Source organism: Rhodococcus sp. NPDC127527, assembly GCF_042672245.1.
Classification (GTDB): Bacteria; Actinomycetota; Actinomycetes; order Mycobacteriales; family Mycobacteriaceae; genus Rhodococcus_G.
This window is the reverse complement of record NZ_JBHXVP010000002.1, coordinates 493,579-513,838: the sequence shown is the minus strand read 5'-3', so window position 1 is coordinate 513,838 and position 20,260 is coordinate 493,579. Positions and strand designations below refer to the sequence as shown.

18 protein-coding genes are annotated in these 20,260 nt (G+C 69.2%); 5 read left to right on the top strand and 13 right to left on the bottom strand.

Annotated features, from left to right (window positions below; genetic code table 11):
• Positions 1 to 66: 66 nt before the first annotated feature.
• Genes mutM through ACFVH2_RS05365 form a run of 4 tightly spaced genes read right to left on the bottom strand, consistent with a single transcriptional unit; the run spans position 67 to position 2,476 of the window.
• Positions 67 to 939 carry a bifunctional DNA-formamidopyrimidine glycosylase/DNA-(apurinic or apyrimidinic site) lyase gene (gene mutM, locus ACFVH2_RS05380; RefSeq protein ID WP_378423002.1) on the bottom strand — a complete coding sequence of 291 codons (873 nt, stop codon included), beginning with the start codon at positions 937 to 939 and terminating at the stop codon, positions 67 to 69.
• A 13-nt stretch (positions 940 to 952) separates the two neighbouring features.
• The gene (gene rnc / locus ACFVH2_RS05375; RefSeq protein WP_378423000.1) at positions 953 to 1,702 is read right to left on the bottom strand and encodes a ribonuclease III; all 750 of its coding nucleotides are present in this window, start codon (positions 1,700 to 1,702) and stop codon (positions 953 to 955) included.
• A 7-nt stretch (positions 1,703 to 1,709) separates the two neighbouring features.
• On the bottom strand, positions 1,710 to 1,892 hold the full coding sequence (gene rpmF / locus ACFVH2_RS05370; RefSeq protein ID WP_137799096.1) for a 50S ribosomal protein L32: 183 nt from the start codon (positions 1,890 to 1,892) through the stop codon (positions 1,710 to 1,712).
• A gap of 2 nt (positions 1,893 to 1,894) precedes the next feature.
• Positions 1,895 to 2,476: a YceD family protein gene (locus ACFVH2_RS05365; RefSeq protein ID WP_378423190.1), complete on the bottom strand. Its 582-nt coding sequence runs from the start codon at positions 2,474 to 2,476 to the stop codon at positions 1,895 to 1,897.
• A gap of 226 nt (positions 2,477 to 2,702) precedes the next feature.
• Between ACFVH2_RS05365 and ppk2 the strand changes: the two genes are divergently transcribed.
• Together ppk2 and ACFVH2_RS05355 are read left to right on the top strand one after the other, a co-directional pair.
• The gene (gene ppk2, locus ACFVH2_RS05360) at positions 2,703 to 3,599 is read left to right on the top strand and encodes a polyphosphate kinase 2 (RefSeq protein ID WP_378422998.1); all 897 of its coding nucleotides are present in this window, start codon (positions 2,703 to 2,705) and stop codon (positions 3,597 to 3,599) included.
• A 12-nt stretch (positions 3,600 to 3,611) separates the two neighbouring features.
• Positions 3,612 to 6,398 (top strand): cation-translocating P-type ATPase, encoded by a 2,787-nt coding sequence (locus tag ACFVH2_RS05355; protein ID WP_378422996.1) that lies wholly within the window; start codon positions 3,612 to 3,614, stop codon positions 6,396 to 6,398.
• An 18-nt stretch (positions 6,399 to 6,416) separates the two neighbouring features.
• Here ACFVH2_RS05355 and ACFVH2_RS05350 read toward each other — a convergent pair whose 3' ends face one another.
• From ACFVH2_RS05350 to ACFVH2_RS05325, 6 genes are all read right to left on the bottom strand, one after another.
• Positions 6,417 to 7,181 (bottom strand): DivIVA domain-containing protein, encoded by a 765-nt coding sequence (locus ACFVH2_RS05350; RefSeq protein WP_378422994.1) that lies wholly within the window; start codon positions 7,179 to 7,181, stop codon positions 6,417 to 6,419.
• Positions 7,182 to 7,272: 91 nt separating this feature from the next.
• Positions 7,273 to 7,761, bottom strand: coding sequence for a pantetheine-phosphate adenylyltransferase (gene coaD, locus ACFVH2_RS05345; RefSeq protein WP_378422992.1), 489 nt, complete (start codon positions 7,759 to 7,761; stop codon positions 7,273 to 7,275).
• Positions 7,758 to 8,321: a 16S rRNA (guanine(966)-N(2))-methyltransferase RsmD gene (rsmD, locus tag ACFVH2_RS05340; protein ID WP_378422990.1), complete on the bottom strand. Its 564-nt coding sequence runs from the start codon at positions 8,319 to 8,321 to the stop codon at positions 7,758 to 7,760. Before rsmD ends, coaD begins: the two co-directional genes overlap by 4 nt.
• A complete protein-coding gene (locus ACFVH2_RS05335) occupies positions 8,318 to 11,731 on the bottom strand; it encodes a pyruvate carboxylase (RefSeq protein WP_378422988.1) in 3,414 nt (1,137 codons plus the stop codon). Before ACFVH2_RS05335 ends, rsmD begins: the two co-directional genes overlap by 4 nt.
• Before the next feature lie 233 nt (positions 11,732 to 11,964).
• On the bottom strand, positions 11,965 to 14,211 hold the full coding sequence (gene recG / locus ACFVH2_RS05330; protein ID WP_378422986.1) for an ATP-dependent DNA helicase RecG: 2,247 nt from the start codon (positions 14,209 to 14,211) through the stop codon (positions 11,965 to 11,967).
• 13 nt (positions 14,212 to 14,224) lie between these two features.
• Positions 14,225 to 15,868, bottom strand: coding sequence for a DAK2 domain-containing protein (locus tag ACFVH2_RS05325; protein WP_378422984.1), 1,644 nt, complete (start codon positions 15,866 to 15,868; stop codon positions 14,225 to 14,227).
• A 258-nt stretch (positions 15,869 to 16,126) separates the two neighbouring features.
• Between ACFVH2_RS05325 and rpmB the strand changes: the two genes are divergently transcribed.
• The 3 genes from rpmB to ACFVH2_RS05310 all read left to right on the top strand — a co-directional run bounded on the left by rpmB (position 16,127) and on the right by ACFVH2_RS05310 (position 17,824).
• The gene (gene rpmB / locus ACFVH2_RS05320; protein ID WP_378422983.1) at positions 16,127 to 16,318 is read left to right on the top strand and encodes a 50S ribosomal protein L28; all 192 of its coding nucleotides are present in this window, start codon (positions 16,127 to 16,129) and stop codon (positions 16,316 to 16,318) included.
• Between the two features lie 100 nt (positions 16,319 to 16,418).
• Positions 16,419 to 17,030, top strand: coding sequence for a hypothetical protein (locus tag ACFVH2_RS05315; RefSeq protein ID WP_378422981.1), 612 nt, complete (start codon positions 16,419 to 16,421; stop codon positions 17,028 to 17,030).
• Entirely contained in the window at positions 17,027 to 17,824 is a 798-nt protein-coding gene (locus ACFVH2_RS05310; protein ID WP_378422979.1) for an enoyl-CoA hydratase/isomerase family protein, read from the top strand. The genes ACFVH2_RS05315 and ACFVH2_RS05310 overlap by 4 nt, the downstream gene beginning before the upstream one ends.
• A gap of 165 nt (positions 17,825 to 17,989) precedes the next feature.
• Here ACFVH2_RS05310 and ACFVH2_RS05305 read toward each other — a convergent pair whose 3' ends face one another.
• Genes ACFVH2_RS05305 through ACFVH2_RS05295 form a run of 3 tightly spaced genes read right to left on the bottom strand, consistent with a single transcriptional unit; the run spans position 17,990 to position 20,185 of the window.
• Positions 17,990 to 18,685 (bottom strand): uracil-DNA glycosylase, encoded by a 696-nt coding sequence (locus ACFVH2_RS05305; protein WP_378422977.1) that lies wholly within the window; start codon positions 18,683 to 18,685, stop codon positions 17,990 to 17,992.
• Complete coding sequence (locus tag ACFVH2_RS05300; RefSeq protein WP_378422975.1) at positions 18,685 to 19,206, bottom strand: gamma carbonic anhydrase family protein; 522 nt, start codon at positions 19,204 to 19,206, stop codon at positions 18,685 to 18,687. Before ACFVH2_RS05300 ends, ACFVH2_RS05305 begins: the two co-directional genes overlap by 1 nt.
• 13 nt (positions 19,207 to 19,219) lie before the next feature.
• Positions 19,220 to 20,185, bottom strand: a complete 966-nt coding sequence (locus tag ACFVH2_RS05295; RefSeq protein ID WP_378423188.1) for a thiamine-phosphate kinase — start codon at positions 20,183 to 20,185, stop codon at positions 19,220 to 19,222.
• Between the last annotated feature and the right edge of the window lie 75 nt (positions 20,186 to 20,260).

Here is a 20,260-nt window from a genome sequence, read left to right as displayed (position 1 = left end):
GATCGCCACCCTCATCTCACCGCCCCCAGGATTTAGGGTACGCCGGGACCGACCGTGGGCGGCAGGTCAACGAGGCCGTTGCGCCACTCTCGGCCTCGGCTGACACCGCGGGCAGCTGTACGAGGACCGGTTCATGAACTTCTCCCGACGGATCGGCGCCCCACAACGTGGGCAGGGCCTGTCCTCGCGGCCGTAGGCGGCCAGCGACCGGTCGAAGTACCCTGACTGCCCGTTGACGTTGACGTACAGCGCGTCGAAGGAGGTGCCGCCCTGCTCGAGCGCCTCCCCCATCACGTCCGTCACCGACGCGATCAGCTCTCGCACCTGTGCGCGAGTCAACCGATCCGCGGGCCGGTTGCCGTGAATTCGACTGCGCCACAACGCCTCGTCCGCGTAGATGTTGCCTACCCCGGAGAGCACCGTCTGGTCGAGCAGCACGCGTTTGATCTCGCTGCGCTTCGCGCGGATCGCCCCGGTGACCACCTCCGCATCGAACGCGGGATCCAGCGGGTCGCGGGCGATGTGCGCGACCGGCTCCGGCAACGCCGTCCCGTCGACCTCGACGATCGGCGCGAGCGCCCAGCCCCCGAAGGTTCGCTGGTCCACGAAGCGCAACTGGGTGCCCGTGTCGAGATCGGCGAGGATTCGCAGGTGCTTCTCCCGTACCGCCTCCGGCGGCTGGACCAGCATCTGGCCGCTCATCCCGAGGTGCACGACAACGGCCAGGTCGCCGGGCGCGAGTTCGAGCCACAGGTACTTTCCGCGCCTGCGGGCACCGGTCACGGACAGCCCGGCGAGCTGTGCGGCCAGATCGGCGCCGCCCGGCAGGTGCCGACGCACCGCGCGCGGGTGCAGCACCTCGACGGACTCGATGCGTGCACCCACGACGTGTGCATCGAGCCCACGCCGGACCACCTCGACTTCGGGTAGTTCGGGCACGACCAGCGCTCCCCTAGTCCGCCGCGGCGGAATCGCCTGCGGAGAGCGCCTTCCAGGCGGTGCTGGCGGCCTTCTGCTCGGCTTCCTTCTTCGACCTTCCGACGCCGACGCCCAGGGGGTTCCCCGCGACGACCACGGTCGCGGTGAACTCCTTGTCGTGGTCGGGGCCGGTCGCACTGATCTCGTACGAGGGCACACCGTCGCCGCGTTCGGCGGTCAGCTCCTGCAGGCTGGTCTTCCAGTCGAGACCCGCACCGAGTTTGGGGGCCCGCTCGAGCAGCCCGGCGAACAGGGTCAGCACCACGGTTCGCGCGGTGTCGATGCCGTGCTGCAGGTGGACCGCGCCGAGCAGTGACTCCATGCCGTCCGCGAGGATGCTCGGCTTGTCGCGCCCGCCGGTCATCTCCTCGCCCTTGCCCAGGAGCAGATGGGCACCGAGGCCGCCTTCGCCGAGCTCGCGCGCCACCTCGGCGAGGGCGTGCATGTTGACGATGCTGGCCCGGATCTTCGCGAGCTCACCCTCGGACTTGTCCGGGTGCGTGACGTAAAGCTTCTCGGTGATGGTCAGGCCCAGGACGGAGTCACCGAGGAACTCCAGTCGCTCGTTGGTCGGCAGCCCACCGTTCTCGTATGCGTACGAGCGATGAGTAAGTGCCAACGTCAGGAGCGGTTCGTCCAGAACAACGCCAAGAGCGGCGAGGAGGGAACCATGAGTACCCTCCTCGCCGCCGGCGGGAGCTGTGTTGCTCGTACTGCTCGTCACTGCGCGACTAGACCGCAGCGGTGACCTGACGACCCTTGTAGGTGCCGCAGGACGGGCACGCGATGTGGGGCAGCGTCTTCTCGCCGCAGCCACGGTTCGGGCAGGTGATGAGGGTGGGCGCAGTGGTCTTCCACTGGCTGCGACGCGACCGGGTGTTGGACCGCGACATTCTGCGCTTGGGGACAGCCACTTCTACTTCTCCTCGGCTTCGGTGTTCACACGACTCTTGCTGGACTGGGATGCTGCAGTATCGACGTCGAGACCGGCGTCCAATTTCCCCGCGAGGGCAGCCCAACGAGGATCCAGTATCTCATGTCCATGCCCTGATTCTGCAATCGCCAGGCGAACCCCACATTCGGGGCACAGTCCCTGGCAGTCTTCGCTGCACAACGGCTGCAGCGGAAGTTCAAGTCCGGCGGCGTCGACGATCACCGGCTCGAGGTCGATCAGGTCGTCCTCGACACGGTAGACCTCGTCCTCCTCGGTGGTCTCCTCGGTGACGCTGTCCGGGTAGGCGAACAGTTCGGTGAGGTACAGATCGAACTCACCCTCGAACGGTTCGAGGCATCGCGAACACTCGCCCTTGGTGGCCGCGTGGACGGTGCCGGTGACCAGCACGCCCTCGGAGACGGACTCCAGGCGCAGGTCCAGGTCGACGTCGGCGCCCTCGGGAACCCAGATCAGGTCGAGACCGATGCGCGACGGAGACTGCACGGTGCGGGAGACGGTTGCCATCGATCCGGGCCGACGGCCGAGACTGCGGGTGTCCAGCACGAAGCCACCGACCTTCGGACGGTGCGAGGTGGAACTGTGGGAGGACACGCGAATACTCTTTCGTCAGGTAACCAAGCGGAATGGGCAACCACCCCAGGGTACGCGATGTCCAGTCGCACGCGAAACCGACCCCCCGCGACGGTGCGGTTCGGCTGCGCGGCCCCGCGACCGCGAGGATGATGACACTGGTCGATTCATCCGTGCCGATGAGATCGAGGGGTGTTCCGTGGGAAAGAAGCACGGCAACAACAAGCACAGTGGCAACAAAGCGCGTGGCGGGCGGTCCGGGCACACCCCGGTCCCCTCCGGAGACGAACTCCTCGCACCGGGCGCGGAGCAGCAGCCGGCGGGCCGGATGAAGTACAAGGAGTATCGCCACCTGCTCGCGCCGCTCCAGGCCGAACTCGTCGCGATGCAGGAATGGGTCAAGTCGTCCGGTGCCAAGATCTGCATCGTGTTCGAGGGCCGCGACACCGCGGGCAAGGGTGGGGTGATCAAGGCCATCACCGAGCGCGTCAGCCCCCGCGTGTTTCGAGTCGTCGCACTTCCCGCACCCACCGAACGCGAGAAGTCGCAGATGTACATCCAGCGGTACGTGCCGCACCTGCCCGCGGCCGGCGAGGTGATCATCTTCGATCGCAGCTGGTACAACCGCGCCGGTGTGGAGCGCGTGATGGGCTTCTGCACCGAAGACCAGGCACTGCAGTTCATCGAGGCCATCCCCGCGGTCGAGCGCACCATCGTCGAATCCGGCGTCATCCTGCTCAAGTACTGGCTCGAGATCAGCGAGGAGGAACAGACCCTTCGACTGCAGAGTCGCATCGACGACCCCCGCAAGATCTGGAAGCTCTCCGATCTCGACCTCGAGTCGTACAGCCGCTGGTACGACTACTCCCGGGCCCGCGACGACATGCTCAAACTCACCGACACAGGTTGGGCGCCATGGTTCCTCGTCAACACGGACGACAAGAAGCGGGGCCGGCTCAACGTCATCAGCCACCTGCTCGGCCAGGTGCCCTACGAACCGCCGGAGCACCACGACGTCGAACTGCCTCCCCGGCAGTCCGCACACGGCTACCGGCCCACCCACCAGCCACTGCACTGGATTCCCAGCCCGTACTAAGGAGTCCCGGCCATGCCCGCCACCGAGCACCCTTCTGCAGACCCGGCCGTCGTCGACACTCCCCCGGTGGCGTCGTGGCACTCACAGGACGCCGCGGCGGTCGTCGCGACGCTCACGTCCAACCCACGGACGGGCCTGACGAGCGCGGAAGCTGAGGTACGCACCCGCCGCTACGGCGTGAACGAGATCGCCGCCGAACCCTCGCCCTCGATCCTGTCCACCGCATTGCGGCAGCTCCGGGACCCGATGAACCTGATGCTGGTGGCGGTGGCCGTCGTCAGTCTTGTCATCGCTGAGATTCCGACGGCGATCGTCGTCGCCGCACTGGTGCTCCTCAACGTGGTCCTCGGCGCCCAACAGGAACTGAAGGCACGCGCCAGCGTGGACGCGTTGGCGCGGATGCAGACACCGCAGGCACGGGTGATCCGCGACGGGACACTGGTCGAACTCGACGCGACCGCGCTCGTGCCCGGCGACATCGTCGAACTCGAGGCCGGCGACATCGTCCCCGCGGACGGGCGACTGCTCAGGTCGGCGACCCTCGAAACCCAGGAGGCGGCGCTGACCGGCGAGAGTGCCCCGATCGGGAAGGATCCCGCGCCACTGCCCGACACCGACGTGCCCCTCGGCGACCGCAGCAACATGGTCTTCCAGAACACCTCGGTCACCCGCGGCACCGCCACCATGGTCGTCACCGAGACCGGCATGCACACCGAGATGGGGCTCATCGCGTCGATGCTCTCGGCGGTCGCGCCGAGCAAGTCACCGTTGCAGCGCGAACTGGACTCGCTGACCAAGGTGCTCGGCATCATCGCCTGGGCCGCGGTGGCGATCATCGTGGTCATCGGCGCGATCCGCGGACAGGACGTCACGACCCTCCTGCTGCTGGGCATCTCGATGGGCGTCTCGGCGATCCCGACGGGCCTGCCCACCTTCGTGCAGGCGATGCTCGCCTACGGGGCGCGTCAGCTGGCCGACGCGAAGGCGGTCGTGAAGAACCTCACCGACGTCGAGACACTCGGGGCGACCAGCGCGATCAACTCCGACAAGACCGGCACCCTCACCATGAACCAGATGACGGTGCGGTCGCTGTACTTCCACACCCGCTGGTACACCGTCGACGGCGAGGGCTACAGCAAATCGGGGAAGATCAGCCAGGCCGCCGGCGAGCAGGTTCCCGACTTCACGATCCTCGCCTACGGGCTGTGCCTGGACAGCGACGCCACCGTATCGGACACCGGCGAGGTGGTCGGCGATCCGACGGAGGCCGCACTGGTGGTGCTGGCGGCGAAGATCGGCGTCGATGCCCCGCTCACCAGGCAGAAGTATCCACGGGTCGCCGAGGTGCCGTTCGACTCCGCGTACAAGTTCATGGCGACCTTCCACCACCTCGAGCTCGACGGCGCCACCCGATTCCTGGAGGTGGTCAAGGGCGGTCCGGACGTCGTCCTCGACCGGTGCACCCACGCGTTCCGGCCGGGCCGGGTCGCGGTGCCGCTGGACGAGGTCCGCGACGAGTTGACGGCGGCGAACCGGGCCATGTCCGAAAAGGGCCTTCGCGTACTCGCATTCGCGGCCCGCGACGTCGCCGGGCAGGAGGACGGCGTCCGGGCAGACCCCATGTCGTTCGTCGAGAACCTGACGTTCATCGGGATGGTCGGCATCATCGACCCGCTCCGGCCGGAGGCCGTCGACTCGGTGCGCACCGCCCACGCGGCCGGCATCGACGTCCGCATGATCACCGGCGACCACGCGATCACCGCCTCGGCGATCGGCGCCGAACTGGGGCTCGGCCCGGGCGCGATCGGGGGTGCGGAACTCCAGGCCATGACCGACGACGAGCTGGCGGCGGCGCTGCCGAATCTGCACGTGTTCGGCCGCGTCACGCCACAGGACAAGCTGCGTCTGGCCGACATCATGCAGCGCAGCGGCGCGGTGGTGGCGATGACCGGCGACGCCGTCAACGACGCCGCCGCGCTGAAGAAGGCCGACATCGGCGTGGCGATGGGCTCGGGCAGCGAGGTCACCAAGCAGGCGGGCAAGATGGTGCTCACCGACGACAACTTCGGGACGCTGATCACCGCGATCCGGCTGGGCCGCAGCATCTACGAGAAGATCGTGTCGTACATCCGATACCAGATGGCCAAACTGTTCTCGCTGGTTCTACTGTTCCTCGTCGCGAGCATCTTCAACATCAACGAGGGGGTCGCGCTGACCCCGCTGATGGTCTTGTTCCAGCACTTCTTCATCACACTGTTCCCGGTCGCGGTCATCATGGTCGACCCGGCCCCGCCGAACCTCATGAACAAGCCTCCCCGTGACCCGGGACTGCCCATCGCCAACCGCCCGGCGTTCGTGCAATGGCTGGCCTACGGAATCCTGCAGTTCGCCGTCACGCTCGCTGCGATGCTCCTGGCCCCCGGCGAGATGAGCACGACCGAGGCGAACGTCCCGATGACGATGGCATTCGTGGTGCTCTCGCTCGGGTCGATCCTGGCCGGACTCGTCATGCGCCGCGATCCGGAGTCGGGCCTGACGGCACCGGTGCTCGGGGCACTGAAGATCCTGTCCGTACCCGTCGTCGTCACAGTGTTCGCGGTGGAACTCGGCTTCCTCCAGGACCTGCTGATGACGACCTCGCTGACCGGCCGCCAGTGGCTCGCCTGCCTGGGGTGGTCGCTGATCGTCCCGGTCGTCGTCGAGGCGGAGAAGGCCGTGCGCCGCCGACGTCGCGCGCACCTGCCCGCTGCGATGGCCACACTGGACGTCGTGACGCCCCGTCGCGCGCGAGTACTCTGACGCCGTTCGTGGCGCCCGTCACCGACGCCGCTCGGAGCGTCGATCCTCCGGTTCGTCGTAGGTCGGCACGCCCGAACCGGTCCGCAACTGCTGACGCCCGCGGCCCACCGACCGGATGGTCCCGGTGAGGAACTCCTCGAACTCCGCCAGCTTGTTGTCGACGTAGAGGTCGCACTCGCCGCGCAACCGATCCGACTCCGCGTGCGCGGCGTCGATGACCCGCGAGGACTCCGCGTGCGCGGCCTGCACGACCTCCGTCTGCGAGACCAGGCGATCCTGCTCCGCCTGCCCCTCGGCGATCGACCGCTCTTGCGCGGCGCGCCCGGACTCGATCATGCGGTCGGCCTCGGCGGCCGCCCGGGCGGTGACGTCGTCGTACTGATTGCGCGCGTCCGTCACGGTGCGCTCCGCCTCGTCCTGCGCGTCGGCGACGAGTTGCTCCGCGTGCGCCTGGGCCTCCGCGACCATGCGGTCCGCCTTGTCCTTGGCGTCGGCGAGGATCCGGTCCGCGTCGGCGCGTGACCCGGAAAGCGTCGCGTCTGCCTCCGCATTGGCGCTCGACACCGTCTGGTCGGCCTGGGCACGGGCGTCGCCGACGAGCTTGTCACGATGGTCGAGCACGTCCTGCGCGTCGTCGAGTTCACCCGGGATTGCGTCGCGGACGTCGTCGAGCAGCTCGAGCACGTCGCCGCGCGGTACCACGCAGCCGGCGGTCATCGGCACACCGCGAGCCTCTTCCACGATCGCGACGAGCTCGTCGAGCGCCTCGAATACCCGGTACACGCCACACCCCATTCGTCGTCGACGGCTTGCCCCACCAGTCTGCCTGCCGACGCGCCCGCGGACGCCTCGCCACGCCCGGTGTGTCGAGGATCTACTGTGCGCGTCGCTCCTCGATGCGGGCGAGCAACTGCGCGTGCACCTTCGCGGGCAGCATGTCGGCCACGTCGCCACCGAAGGTCGCGACCTCCTTGACCAACGAACTCGACAGGTAGCTGTACCGCGGGTTGGTCGCGACGAACAGCGTGTCGACCCCGGTCAGCTTGTGGTTCATCTGAGCCATCTGCAGTTCGTAGTCGAAGTCGTTGGCGCCGCGCAGACCCTTCACGATCGCGGTGGCGCCGTTGGCCTTCGCGTAGTCGACCAGCAGGCCGTGCCAGGAGTCGACGCGCACGTTCGACAGGTCGGCGGTGGCCTCCCGCATCATCGCGATGCGCTCGTCGATGGTGAACATGCCCTGCTTGCTCTTGTTGATCATCACCGTGACGATGACCTCGTCGAATTGTGCCGCGACACGGCCGATCACGTCGAGATGACCGTTGGTGACGGGATCGAAGGAACCGGGGCAGACCGCACTGCTCATGACTGCAGACCGTAACAGGCGATCTCGACGCGGGTGTCGCCGTACTTGCGGACCCGCTCGACCTCGAGTCCGGCGGGCCAGACAGTGTCCGCGGACCGTGCAGCCCGCTCGACGACCACCATCGAGCCTTCCCCGATCCAACCGCCCGCCGCGAGGGAGACGAGCACCGATCCGAGCTCGTCCTCCCCCAGCGCGTACGGGGGATCGAGGAAGACGATGTCGTACTCGCGGTCGGGCGCACCGGCCACGACGGCGGCCACCGGCGCGGTCCGCACGAGCGCGCCCTGCAGCCCGACCGCGGCAACGTTCTCGCGCACCACCGCCGCCGCCTTGGCATTCGACTCGACCAGCACGACGTGCTCGGCACCGCGCGAAAGCGCCTCCAGCCCAAGGGCTCCCGATCCCGCGTAGAGATCGAGCACGGCCGCACCGTCGAGTTCGACGCGCGCGTCCAACGCGCTGAACAACGCCTCCCGCACCCGCTCGGAGGTGGGCCGGGTGCCCGCGGTGGGCACCCGGAGCCGGCGCCCACCCGCGGCGCCGGCGACGATCCGGGTCACTGCGGGCCGTCCTCCTCGGCTGCGACGACGGAGATCACCCCCAGTAGGTCACCACCCTCGACCTGCTGGACCGGCGCGATTGCCAGCCGGGTGACGATGCCACCGCGGCTCGCGGTGATCGCGGCCTCCATCTTCATCGCCTCGATCGTCGCGATCGTGTCCCCTGCGCTGACCTTCTGGCCCTCCGCGACGACGAGCGTCACGACACCGGCGAACGGGGCAGGCACGTGGCCCGGGTTGCCTCGGTCCGCCTTCTCCGCGACCGGGACCTCGCTGGAGATCGAACGGTCCCGCACCGACACCGGCCGCAGTTGGCCGTTGAGAATGCACATCACGGTGCGCATGCCGCGCTCGTCCGCCTCGGAGATCGCCTCCAGCCCGATCAGCAGTTCGACGCCGGGCGCGAGCTCGACCCGATGCTCCTCACCACGGCGCAGGCCGTAGAAGAACTGGTTGGCCGACAACCTCGAGGTGTCGCCGTACGTGTCTCGATGCTCGAGGAATTCCTTTGTGGGACCAGGGAACAGCAGTCGGTTGAGGGTGGCCTGCCGCTCCTTCGAACCGCCGGCGAGACCGGCTTCGTCGGCCGGCGTCAACGTCACCTCCGGCTTCGCCTCGCCGCGACCTTCCAGCGCCTTGCTCCGGAAGGGTTCGGGCCAGCCGCCGGGCGGGGTACCGAGTTCACCACGCAGGAAGCCGATCACGGATTCGGGGAGATCGAAGCGGGACGGGTCCGCGGCGAACTCGTCGGTCGAGACTCCGGCACCGACCAGGTGCAGCGCCAGGTCGCCGACCACCTTCGAGGAAGGCGTGACCTTCACCAGGCGCCCGAGCATCCGGTCGGCGGCGGCGTACTTGGCCTCGACCTCCTCGAACTGGTCGCCGAGGCCGAGCGCGATGGCCTGCTGGCGCAGGTTCGACAGCTGGCCACCGGGGATCTCGTGGGTGTAGACCCGGCCGGTCGGGGCGGGCAGCCCGGACTCGAACGGCGCGTACACCTTTCGCAGCGCCTCCCAGTAGGGCTCGAGATCGCACACGGCCTGCAGGTCCAGTCCGGTGTCCCGCGGCGAGTGCGCCGCGGCGGCGACGATCGCCGACAACGACGGCTGGCTGGTGGTCCCCGCCATCGCGGCGCTAGCGCCGTCCACGGCGTCCGCGCCGGCGTGCCAGGCGGCCAGGTAGGTGGCCAACTGGCCGCCCGGGGTGTCGTGGGTGTGCACGTGCACGGGCAGGTCGAAGTTCTTGCGCAGCGCGGTCACCAGCGTCGCGGCCGCGGGCGCCCGCAGCAGTCCCGCCATGTCCTTGATCGCGAGCACGTGGGCGCCCGCGTCGACGATCTGCTCCGCCAGCTTCAGGTAGTAGTCGAGGGTGTAGAGGTCCTCGTTCGGATTCGACAGGTCGCCGGTGTAGCTCATGGCAACCTCTGCAACTGCGGTCCCGGTCTCGCGCACCGCGTCGATCGCGGGGCGCATCTGGTCGACGTTGTTGAGCGCGTCGAAGATTCGGAAGATGTCCACACCGGTCGCGGTCGCCTCGTGCACGAACGCGCGCGTGACCGACTCCGGGTACGGCGTGTAACCGACGGTGTTGCGGCCCCGCAGCAGCATCTGCAGGCAGATGTTCGGCACCGCGGCCCGCAGCGCGGCGAGGCGCTCCCACGGATCCTCGTGCAGGAACCGGAGCGCCACGTCGTAGGTCGCCCCGCCCCAGGCCTCGATGGAGAGCAACTCGGGGGTCATGCGGGCGACGTGGCCCGCGACGTCGAGCAGTCCGCCGGTGCGCACCCGGGTCGCGAGCAGTGACTGGTGCGCATCGCGGAAGGTGGTGTCGGTGACGCCGAGCGCGTCCTGCGCGCGCAGCGCGGCCGCGAATCCGTCGGGGCCCAGTTCCACCAGGCGCTGCTTGGACCCGGCGGGCGGCGGGGTGGTGAGGTCGATCCGCGGCAGCTTGTCCCGCGCGTAGACGGTCGTGGGTCGCTCGCCGTGCGGCTTGTTCACCGTGACGTCGGCGAGGTAGCTGAGGATCTTCGTGCCACGGTCCGCGGAGGCCCGCGACGTGAGCAGCTGCGGACGCTCCTCGATGAACGAGGTGGTCACCCTCCCCGCGCGGAAGTCCGGATCGTCGAGCACGGCCTGCAGGAACGGGATGTTCGTCGCGACACCGCGAATGCGGAACTCGGTGACGGCGCGGCGAGCGCGCGCCACGGCGGCGGGCAGGTCCCGGCCGCGACAGGTGAGCTTGACGAGCATGGAGTCGAAGTAGGCGCCGACCTCGGCACCCAGGTTCGCTCCACCGTCGAGTCGTACGCCCGCGCCGCCCGGAGTGCGGTAGGCGGTGATCCGTCCCGTGTCCGGGCGGAAGCCGTTCGCCGGGTCCTCGGTGGTGATGCGCAACTGCAGGGCGGCCCCGCGAAGCTTGATCGAATCCTGGCTCAGGCCAAGCTCCTCCAGCGACTCACCCGATGCGATTCGGAGCTGCGCCTGCACGAGGTCGACGTCGGTGACCTCCTCGGTGACCGTGTGTTCGACCTGGATGCGCGGGTTCATCTCGATGAACACGTGGTTGCCGCGGGTGTCGAGCAGGAACTCGACCGTGCCGGCGCAGGAGTAGTTGATCTGCTTGGCGAACGCGACGGCGTCCGCGCAGATCCGGGCCCGCAGCTCCTCGGGAAGGTTCGGAGCGGGCGCGAGCTCGATCACCTTCTGGTGGCGGCGCTGCACGCTGCAGTCCCGCTCGAACAGGTGGATGACGTTGCCCTGGCCGTCGGCGAGGATCTGCACCTCGATGTGGCGTGGGTCGATCACGGCCTGCTCGAGGAAGACGGTGGGGTCACCGAAGGCCGACTCGGCCTCGCGCGCGGCGGCCTCGATCGCCTCGCGCAGCTGCGAGCGCTCCGCCACCCGACGCATGCCGCGCCCGCCACCGCCCGCGACGGCCTTGACGAAGATCGGGAACTCCATGGTCTCGGCCGCCGCCAGCAGCTCGTCCACGTCGGCGGAGGGCTCGGAGGACGCCAGCACCGGCAGTCCCGCGGCCTTGGCCGCGGCGATCGCGCGGGCCTTGTTCCCCGTGAGCTCCAGGATCTCCGCGGACGGACCGACGAAGGTGATGCCCTCCGCCGCGCACGCCGCGGCGAGGTCCGGATTCTCGGAGAGGAAGCCGTAGCCGGGGTAGACGGCGTCCGCGCCGGCCTTCTTCGCGGCCGCGACGATCTCGGCGATCGAGAGGTAGGCGCGCACGGGATGACCCTGCTCGCCGATCTGGTAACTCTCGTCTGCCTTCAGACGGTGGACCGAGTTGCGGTCCTCGTACGGAAAGACCGCAACGGTGCCCGCACCCAGCTCGTAGGAGGCGCGGAATGCCCGGATCGCGATTTCCCCGCGATTGGCAACCAAGACTTTTGAGAACATCGCTGAAAATTACCCCTGCGTTCCTGACGCTCGCGGTGTGGCGTTCCAGCATTCGGGAAATTCCCGCACATTCGGCCACCTGTAACGATGCAGTACGCTACCGGGCGCCACCTCACTGCACCACGGCACCCTTTGTGAGCTGCGATTTCAGCGCTTTCCGGCGGTCGATCAGACGGTCGGATCCGGCCCGGCCGCGCGGCGGCCAGGGCCCAACGGACAGATCGTCGGTCAGGTCAGGACTTCTCCAGGTACTCGATCCGGTCGGCGTCGAGCGCGGCGGTCACCATCGACGCGAGTCCGGGATGTTCGGTCAGGTCGGGGTCGGCGGCGACCACGTGCTGGGCGAATTCGCGAGCGGACTCGATCACGTCCTCGTGGTCGAGCAGGGAGAGCAGCCGCAGCGTCGTCACGCTGCCGGACTGCGCCGACCCCAGCACGTCACCCTCCCGTCGTTGCGCGAGGTCCAGCTGAGCGAGCTCGAAGCCGTCGTTGGTGCCCGCGACCGCGCTCAACCGTTGGAACGGCGTCGAGCCGGACCTCATGCCGGTGACCAGGATGCACAGGCCCTGATGCTTGCCACGACCGACACGACCGCGGAGCTGGTGCAGCTGACTGACGCCGAAACGGTCCGCGTCCACGATCACCATGACCGTCGCGTTGGGCACGTCGACGCCGACCTCGACCACGGTCGTGCACACCAGCACGTCGATCCGGCCCGCCGTGAAGTCGCGCATCACAGCGTCCTTCTCGTCGGACGGCAGTCGACCGTGCAACAGTCCGGTGCGGACGGTCGCGAGCGGACCGAGGCGCAACTCCTCGAAGAGCGCCAGGGCCGCGACCGTCGGCTGCTGCTTCGCGTCCGGCTTGTCGGGCACAGCGTCGGGGTCGTCACCCTCCCCGATCCGCGAGCACACGACGTACGCCTGACGCCCGTCGGCAACCTCCTCGAGGATCCGTTGCCAGGCCCGGTCCACCCAGGCGGGCTTCTCCGTGGCAGGCACCACGTTGCTCACGATCGGGGATCGGCCTCGCGGAAGCTCCCGCAGGGTGGAGGTCTCGAGGTCGCCGAGCACGGTCATCGCGATGGTCCGCGGGATCGGAGTCGCGGTCATCACCAGCAGGTGCGGGCTCAGCCCCTCCTTGGCTCGGCCCCGCAACGCGTCGCGTTGTTCGACGCCGAAGCGGTGCTGCTCGTCGACCACCACCATGCCGAGGTTGAAGAACTCGACCTTGTCCTGGATGAGGGCGTGGGTGCCGATCACGATGCCGGCGTTCCCGTTGACGACCTCGAGCATCGCGGCCCGGCGGGCGGCGACCGGCATCGACCCGGTCAGCAGGGTGACCCGCGTCGCGTGCTCGTGGGCACCGAGTTCGCCCGCGGTACCGAGGGATCCGAGCATCTGCCGCAACGACCGGGCATGCTGGGCAGCCAGCACCTCGGTGGGCGCGAGCAGCGCGCACTGGTACTTGCCGTCGATCACCTGGAGCATCGCACGCAACGCCACGACGGTCTTGCCCGATCCGACCTCACCCTGCAGCAGCCGGTTCATCGGGTGCGGCCTGGCCAGGTCCGCGGAGATCTCCTCCGCCACGGCGTGCTGTCCGTCGGTGAGGGTGAACGGCAACTGCTTCTCGAACTCCGCGGCCAGACCGTCGGTCCGCGGCGGGCACTGCGGCCCGACCCGGGCCTCGATGGCGTGCTTGCGCTGAGCCAGGACCAGCTGCAGCGACGCCGCCTCGTCGAAGCGAAGCCGATCGCGAGCGCGGGACACCTCGTCCTTGGTCTCCGGCAGGTGCACCAGCCTCAGCGCCTCGTCCAGCCCGATCAGGCCGTGGTCGTCCCGAACCGATTGCGGCAGTGGATCGTCCACCTCGTCGAGCTGGTCGAGCACCTGTCGCACGCAGCGGGCGAGCGTCCAGCTCTCCACCTCGCGCGTGGACGGGTACACGGGGATGAGTGGCCGATCGAAGATCGACATGTCCACGGCTGCACCAGAGTCCTGACTACTGCGGGCCATGTCGGCGAGTGACCCGGCCCCGCGTACCACCGCGGGCGCGTCGGACCCGTCACGGGACGGCAGGATCAGGTAGCTGGGGTGGGTCAGTCCGAGCCTTTCCCGGAAGTACTTGACGTTGCCCGAGAACATCGCCCGCACACCAGGTTTGATCGCGTGCGCGACCTTCTGCGGGTTGAAGAAGGTTGCGTCGATGTCCTGCCTGTCGCTCGAGAGCACGACTTTGAGGAACTTGCCCGAACGCGACTTCATCGCGATGACCTTCGCGCTGGTCACGGTCGCGACGAGGGTGATGTGCGAGCCCTCCTCCGGCTTCGCCTCACCCAACTCCGCACCCTGGGTTGCATAGCGGTGCGGGTAGTGCCGCAGCAGGTCCTGCACGGTGTGGATGTCGAAGGCCTCGGCCAGCGCGTCGGCCGTCTTGCGCCCGAGCAGGTGGTCGAGCCGGTCCGTGAGTGTCGCCATCAGTGCTGTCCGCCTATTCGACGCCGAGTTGCAGGAGGTCGCCGTCCTGTCCGCCGGGGTAGACCAGGACCTCGACACCGGGGTGATGCTTGGCGACGTGGTCGGTGAGCAGGTCCGCGAGACCGGCCGGGACCTCGGCGCCGAGCAGCAGGGTGACCAGCTCGCCACCCACCCCGAGGACGTTGTCGAGCAGCCGCCGGCCCGCCTCGGCGGCGTCGGGAGCGATGACCACCACCTCGCGGCCGAGCAGGCCGAGGCCGTCACCGCGCTCGCAGGTCCCGACCAGGGTGAGTGCCCGCTCCTCGGCCACCCGAAGCGAACCCCAGCGCGTGGTCGCCGCGGCCTCCGACATCGCGAAGGCGTCGTCCACGGCAACCCGTTCGGGGTCGTGCACGGCCAGCGCTGCCAGGCCCTGCACCATCGAGGAGCTGGGCAACAGCTGCACCGAATGGTTCTCGTCCCGGGCCGCGACACCGACGGTCACCAGTTCCTGCGCAGGCAGCGCACCGTTGGGCAGCACCAGCACCTCGCCGTAGCCGAGGTTCCGGATCGCTGCGAGCAGATGTTGGGGTGTGACCGGTTCGTCGCAGCGCAGCACTGCGGCGCCCTCGGCGGCGAACAGTTCCGCCGCGCCGTCCCCCGCGACCACCGCGAGGATGGCGCGAGAGGTCGACTTCGCCGGGACCGGCGGACGTTCGCGGGCGGCGTCGAGCGCGAAGCACGAGATCCGGATCTGACGCGGCAGGCCGGCGTCGAGACCGGCCTCCACGGCCGCGCCCGGGTCCGAGCAGTGCACGTGTACCGACCAGGAACCGGCCCCGTCACCGACAATGACCACCGAGTCGCCCAGGTCGTCGAGGCGGGCGCGGAGACCGTCGACCCGACCGTCGTCGGACCCGCCGAGCAGGTACATCACCTCGAAGTCCTGCCCCACCGCGTCGTAGCCGCACTCGGCGGAAGGCTCGACGGACACCTCGACCTGCCCGGGCGACTCGGCCGCCGGGGCGACCACGGTGAGATCGGACCGCTCCGGGGTGACTCCGGTGACCACCGCGACCAAGGCATCGAGGATCACCACCAGACCGAGACCGCCCGCGTCGACCACCCCCGCCTTGCCGAGCACAGCGAGCTGCGACGGCGTCTTGCCCAGCGCAGCTGCCGCGGCGGAGGCCGCCACCGTCACCACGCCGCCGAGGTCGGTGCCGCGCGGGCAGGCGCTGGCCGCGGCCGCGGCGTGACGCAGCACCGTCACGATCGTCCCTTCGACCGGGATGCTGATCGCCTCCGTCGCCAACACCGCCGCCTCGTTGAGAGCGCCGCGCACGCTGTCTGCGTCCAGTCTGCCGACCGCGACCGCCTCGGCGATGCCGCGCAGCACCTGGGACAGGATGACGCCGGAATTGCCGCGAGCGCCGGCGACCGCGCCACGCGCCAGGGCCGCGGCGACCTCGCCCACCGGGGCGTCCTCGGCCGCGGTCCCTGCCTCGTCGGCGGCCGCACGCATGGTGAACAACAGATTCGTACCGGTGTCCGAATCGGGCACCGGGAAGACGTTCAGCCGGTTGATCTCCTCGCGGCGACTCGCGAGGCCGTCCACACAGACCCGGGCCCAGCGGCGCAGTGCCGCTCCGTCAACGCTCTGCAGGGCCTCGAGCACCTCTGTTCTGTCCCTCCGACCGTGTGGGTATTCTCGGTCCCGCAAGACTAGCGGTCAGGTACGTCGATGCACTCGGCTCGATGCGCGGGGCCGGGCCGGTTTGGCCAATCGATCCCGTTGCAGCTAGTCTTGCAGGGTTGCCTCGCAAGGGTTACTTCGGTCTCCCCTGTTTGCAGGCGAGCATCACAGCAGTACAGATTGACCCGCTCCACCGCACGACCCATAAGTATCCATCACCACATCAAGGAGTTCGCGACTATGGCTGCCGTCTGCGACGTATGCGCCAAGGGACCCGGCTTCGGTAAGTCGGTCTCGCACTCGCACCGGCGTACCAACCGTCGCTGGAACCCGAACATTCAGACTGTCCGGGCCCAGGTTGGACCCGGTAACCGTCAGAAGCTCAACGTGTGCACCTCCTGCCTGAAGGCGGGCAAGGTCGTTCGCGGCTGATCTTCCCCAGCACTCGACTGTGCCCCCGACGCCTCACGGTGTCGGGGGCACAGTCGTTTTCGGGCAATTCGACACCCACCCGACATGAGATCCTCGGTCGATGCGACGGATCACCGGCGAGGCGCGGGCGCTCGTTCTCACGTGCACGCTGCTGGGCGCACTGGCCGGCATCCTCGGACTGGTCGCGTGGCGCTACGCGACGCCGTTCGGGGCGACGATCCACGAGGGCATCGCTCCGCCGCCACCCCCACTGGCTCCGCACGGCGAGACGGGATACATGTATGTCATCGACGGCTACCCCTGTCCGGACGGGCCGGACTGGTTCCCCGCCGCCCTGCTGTTCCCACTGATCGGCGCGGCCGTCGGGCTGATCGGGTCGACGCTCCTCGTGACGGCGGGCTGGGTACTGGTTCGCGGTCCACACGCTCGGACCGCACCGGTTGTCCTCGGATTGTCCGTGGTCGGTGGATTCCTCGGGCTGGTCACGGCTCTGATCGGCAGCATCGTGCCACCGAAGATCCACTCGGTCGTGCGGGCACAGCCGCGCGATCCAGGAGATCCCTACCCGACACCTCGCGTGCCCCATCTCGATCTCGACCCGACGTGGGCAACGTTCGCCGCAATCGGTACGTCCGCCGGATTCGTCACGGCGGTGCTGCTGACGCTTGCCGGATTCGGCACGGCGCGCGGCGACGATATGGTTCAACGGTGACTTCACTCGACGGCCTCAGCCGCGTCAGCCTCGAAGGCGACGTCCTCCGCATCGTTATCGCCACCGCCGACAACGGCACCTCGCTCGACTTCGACGGCGTCGACCAGGGCATCAAGGCCCTGCACGCCCTGTCCGACGGCACCCTGGCGGCCCGCAGTGTCCTGCTGATCGGCGAGGGCGCCAACTTCTGCGCGGGCGGTAACGTCCGAGCGTTCGCCGGCGCCGAGAACCGCGCGGAGTTCGTCGGCGCCGTCGCAGGCACCTTGCACGAGTTCGTGCGCGCGATCGAGGCCACCGAGGTTCCGATCGTCGCTGCGGTGCAGGGCTGGGCGGCAGGCGCCGGTATGAGCCTGGTGTGCACGGCGGACATCGCGATCGGCGGACCGTCGACCAAGCTCCGGCCTGCCTACCCGTCGATCGGCTACACGCCCGATGGCGGCATGTCCTGGACGCTGCCGCGGATCGTCGGCGTGGCCCGCGCCCGCGAGATCCTGCTCACCGACGCGGTGCTCGGCGCCGACGAAGCCGTGCGCCTCGGCGTGCTGAGCCGGCTCGTCGGGGACGACGAGGTCAAGGACGAGGCGCTGCGCGTCGCCCGAACCCTCGCCGCAGGCCCGACCAGCGCGTACGCCGGGATCAAGCGACTGCTGGCCGGATCCGGTGCGGCCACCCTCTCCGAGCAACTCGACGCCGAGACCGCGTCGATCTCCGCCGCCGCCGTCAGCGTTGCGGGCCGTGAGGGCGTCGACGCGTTCGTCGGGAAGCGCCGCGCGGACTTCGCGACCAACCGCTGAGCCAGAGCGAGCGAAGAAACCGGAAATACCAATACGCGCTGAACTCTCAATCTGTACAGATCACACGTTCTGTACAGATTGAGAATTCGCGACGAACACACGTTGTCGGACCCGGCGAGTGCGACCAGCGTCGATTGACAGTCCCTGACGCACGCGAGGACTTCATCAGGGCAGTCGCCAGTCGACCGGCTTCGCACCCAACTCGTCGAGCAGCCGATTCGCGCGACTGAACGGTCGCGAGCCGAAGAAGCCACGCGAGGCCGACAGCGGCGACGGGTGCACGGATTCGACGACCGGCACGTCCCCGAGCATCGGCTTGAGGGTGGCGGCGTCGCGACCCCACAGGATCGCGACGAGCGGTCGTGGCGAACCGGTGGGATCGGTCCGGTCGACGAGCGCCCGAATTGCCTGCTCGGTCACCTGTTCCCACCCCTTGCGTCGATGTGACGCCGCCTGGCCGGGCTGCACGGTGAGCACCCTGTTCAGCAGCAGCACGCCCTGCTGCGCCCACGGCGTGAGATCACCGTTGGCCGGCGTCGGGTACCCGAGATCGGCGCTGTACTCGGTGAAGATGTTGACGAGGCTGCGCGGTACCGGACGGACGTCCGGGGCAACCGAAAAGCTCAGTCCCACTGCGTGACCGGGCGTCGGGTAGGGGTCCTGCCCGACGATCAGCACGCGGACGTCGTCGAGCGGCTGCCCGAACGCGCGCAGCACGTTCTCCCCCGCAGGCAGGTAGCCACGACCCGCCGACGTCTCCGCGCGCAGGAACTCGCCCATCGCCGTGATTCGGTCGGCGACGGGCGCCAGGGCGGCCGCCCAGCCGGGGTCGACGAGTTCGGCCAGTGGACGCGGCGGCATCAGTCGACCCTGCGCAGGGACTCGCGGTAGAACGCGGCGTTCGCGGCGTACGTCTTGACGTTCGTGTCGAGATGCCCGACCGGCACCTCGTAGCCCTCACGGATCTTCGCCGGGACGCCGAGCGCCATACGCCGCTCGGGGACCTCGAACTTGAACGGGATCACCGCGCCGGCACCGACGATCGCGCCCGCACCGATCCTCGATCCGTTCAGCACGACCGAACCGGAGGCGATCAGGCAGTCGTTCCCGATCGTCGCACCCTCGATGTGGGCGCTGTGCCCGACCACGCAGCCCGACCCGATCACCGTCGGGTCCATCGGTGTGCAGTGGATGACCGTGCCGTCCTGGATGTTCGTGTTCGCACCGATGCTGATGGTCCCGTAGTCGCCGCGCAGAACGGCCTGCGGCCACACCGAGGCGCCCGCCGCGATGGTCACTGCGCCGATGACCACCGCATCGGGGTGGACGTAGGCGTCCGGATGGATGTCGGGCTCGCGGTCACCGAGTGCATAGACAGTCATGACTGCAACCTATCTAGTCGAAGCTCTGCCAGCCGCCGGCACCCGTCCACGACCGCCCGTCGACGGTGACGCCCGAACCCTCGCGAACCGTGCCGATCGTGCGCCAGCCGTCGGGCAGCGTGGTACCGGCGGGGAAGGTGGCGGCCAGGGCGTGATCCTCACCACCCGTCAGCACCCAGTGCAGCGGGTCGGCATCGAGCGTCGCGGCGGCGGCCGTCAGCTGCGGCGCGGGTTCGAGGCGGGCGGATTCGAGCTCGACGGCCACCCCCGAGGCCGTGCACATGTGACCGAGATCGGCGACGAGGCCGTCCGAGACATCCGTCATGGCGGTGGCGCCGGCTCGGGCAGCGGCCGGCCCCGCGCCGTACGGAGGCGCCGGAACCTGATGCGCGACAACCAGTTCGGGAAACTCGACAGATTCCGCCAGCAGGGCCGCGAGTCCCGCCGCCGACCAGCCCAGTCGGCCCGCCACCGCCACCTGATCGCCCGGACGCGCACCGGACCGCAGTACCGCGTCCGCGCCGCCCAGGTCTCCGAGCACCGTGATCGACAGCACCACCTGCGCCGACTGCACGGTGTCGCCGCCGACCACGCCCGCACCGAGCGACTGCGCCTCGGCCCAGATGCCGTCCGTGAGTGCATCGGTCAGTGCGACCGGCGTCTCCGGCGGGCACCCGAGCGACACCAGGAACGCGGTGGGCCAGGCACCCATCGACACGATGTCGGCGCCGTTCTGCGCCACCGCCTTACGGCCCACCTGCTCCGGGGTCGACCAGTCGAAGCGAAAGTGCCTGCCCTGCACCAGCATGTCCGACGACACCACGACCCGGCCGTCGGGCGCCCGCACCACTGCCGCGTCGTCGCCGGGCCCGAGCAGGGTGGTGTCGGGCTGCCGCCGACCGGCGACCGCCCGCTCGATCACCGCGAACTCCCCGATGTCGGCGACCGTGCGTCCCGCGTCGGGATCGGTCGAACTGATGGCGCACCTCCGTCGAAAGTGACCGCGGTACCCTTGAGAGCGGCCGGGGATCGACCCGGTCGAGCACGGAGCAAG

What these genes read in the sequence shown, in the direction of transcription:
- ACFVH2_RS05315 (WP_378422981.1), top strand. Translation starts at nt 16,419, where the DNA reads ATGCGACGGATCACCGGCGAGGCGCGGGCGCTCGTTCTCACGTGCACG.
- ACFVH2_RS05355 (WP_378422996.1), top strand. Translation starts at nt 3,612, where the DNA reads ATGCCCGCCACCGAGCACCCTTCTGCAGACCCGGCCGTCGTCGACACT.
- ACFVH2_RS05305 (WP_378422977.1), bottom strand. Translation starts at nt 18,685, where the DNA reads ATGCCGCCGCGTCCACTGGCCGAACTCGTCGACCCCGGCTGGGCGGCC.
- ACFVH2_RS05300 (WP_378422975.1), bottom strand. Translation starts at nt 19,206, where the DNA reads ATGACTGTCTATGCACTCGGTGACCGCGAGCCCGACATCCATCCGGAC.
- recG (WP_378422986.1), bottom strand. Translation starts at nt 14,211, where the DNA reads ATGGCGACACTCACGGACCGGCTCGACCACCTGCTCGGGCGCAAGACG.
- coaD (WP_378422992.1), bottom strand. Translation starts at nt 7,761, where the DNA reads ATGAGCAGTGCGGTCTGCCCCGGTTCCTTCGATCCCGTCACCAACGGT.
- rpmB (WP_378422983.1), top strand. Translation starts at nt 16,127, where the DNA reads ATGGCTGCCGTCTGCGACGTATGCGCCAAGGGACCCGGCTTCGGTAAG.
- ACFVH2_RS05335 (WP_378422988.1), bottom strand. Translation starts at nt 11,731, where the DNA reads ATGTTCTCAAAAGTCTTGGTTGCCAATCGCGGGGAAATCGCGATCCGG.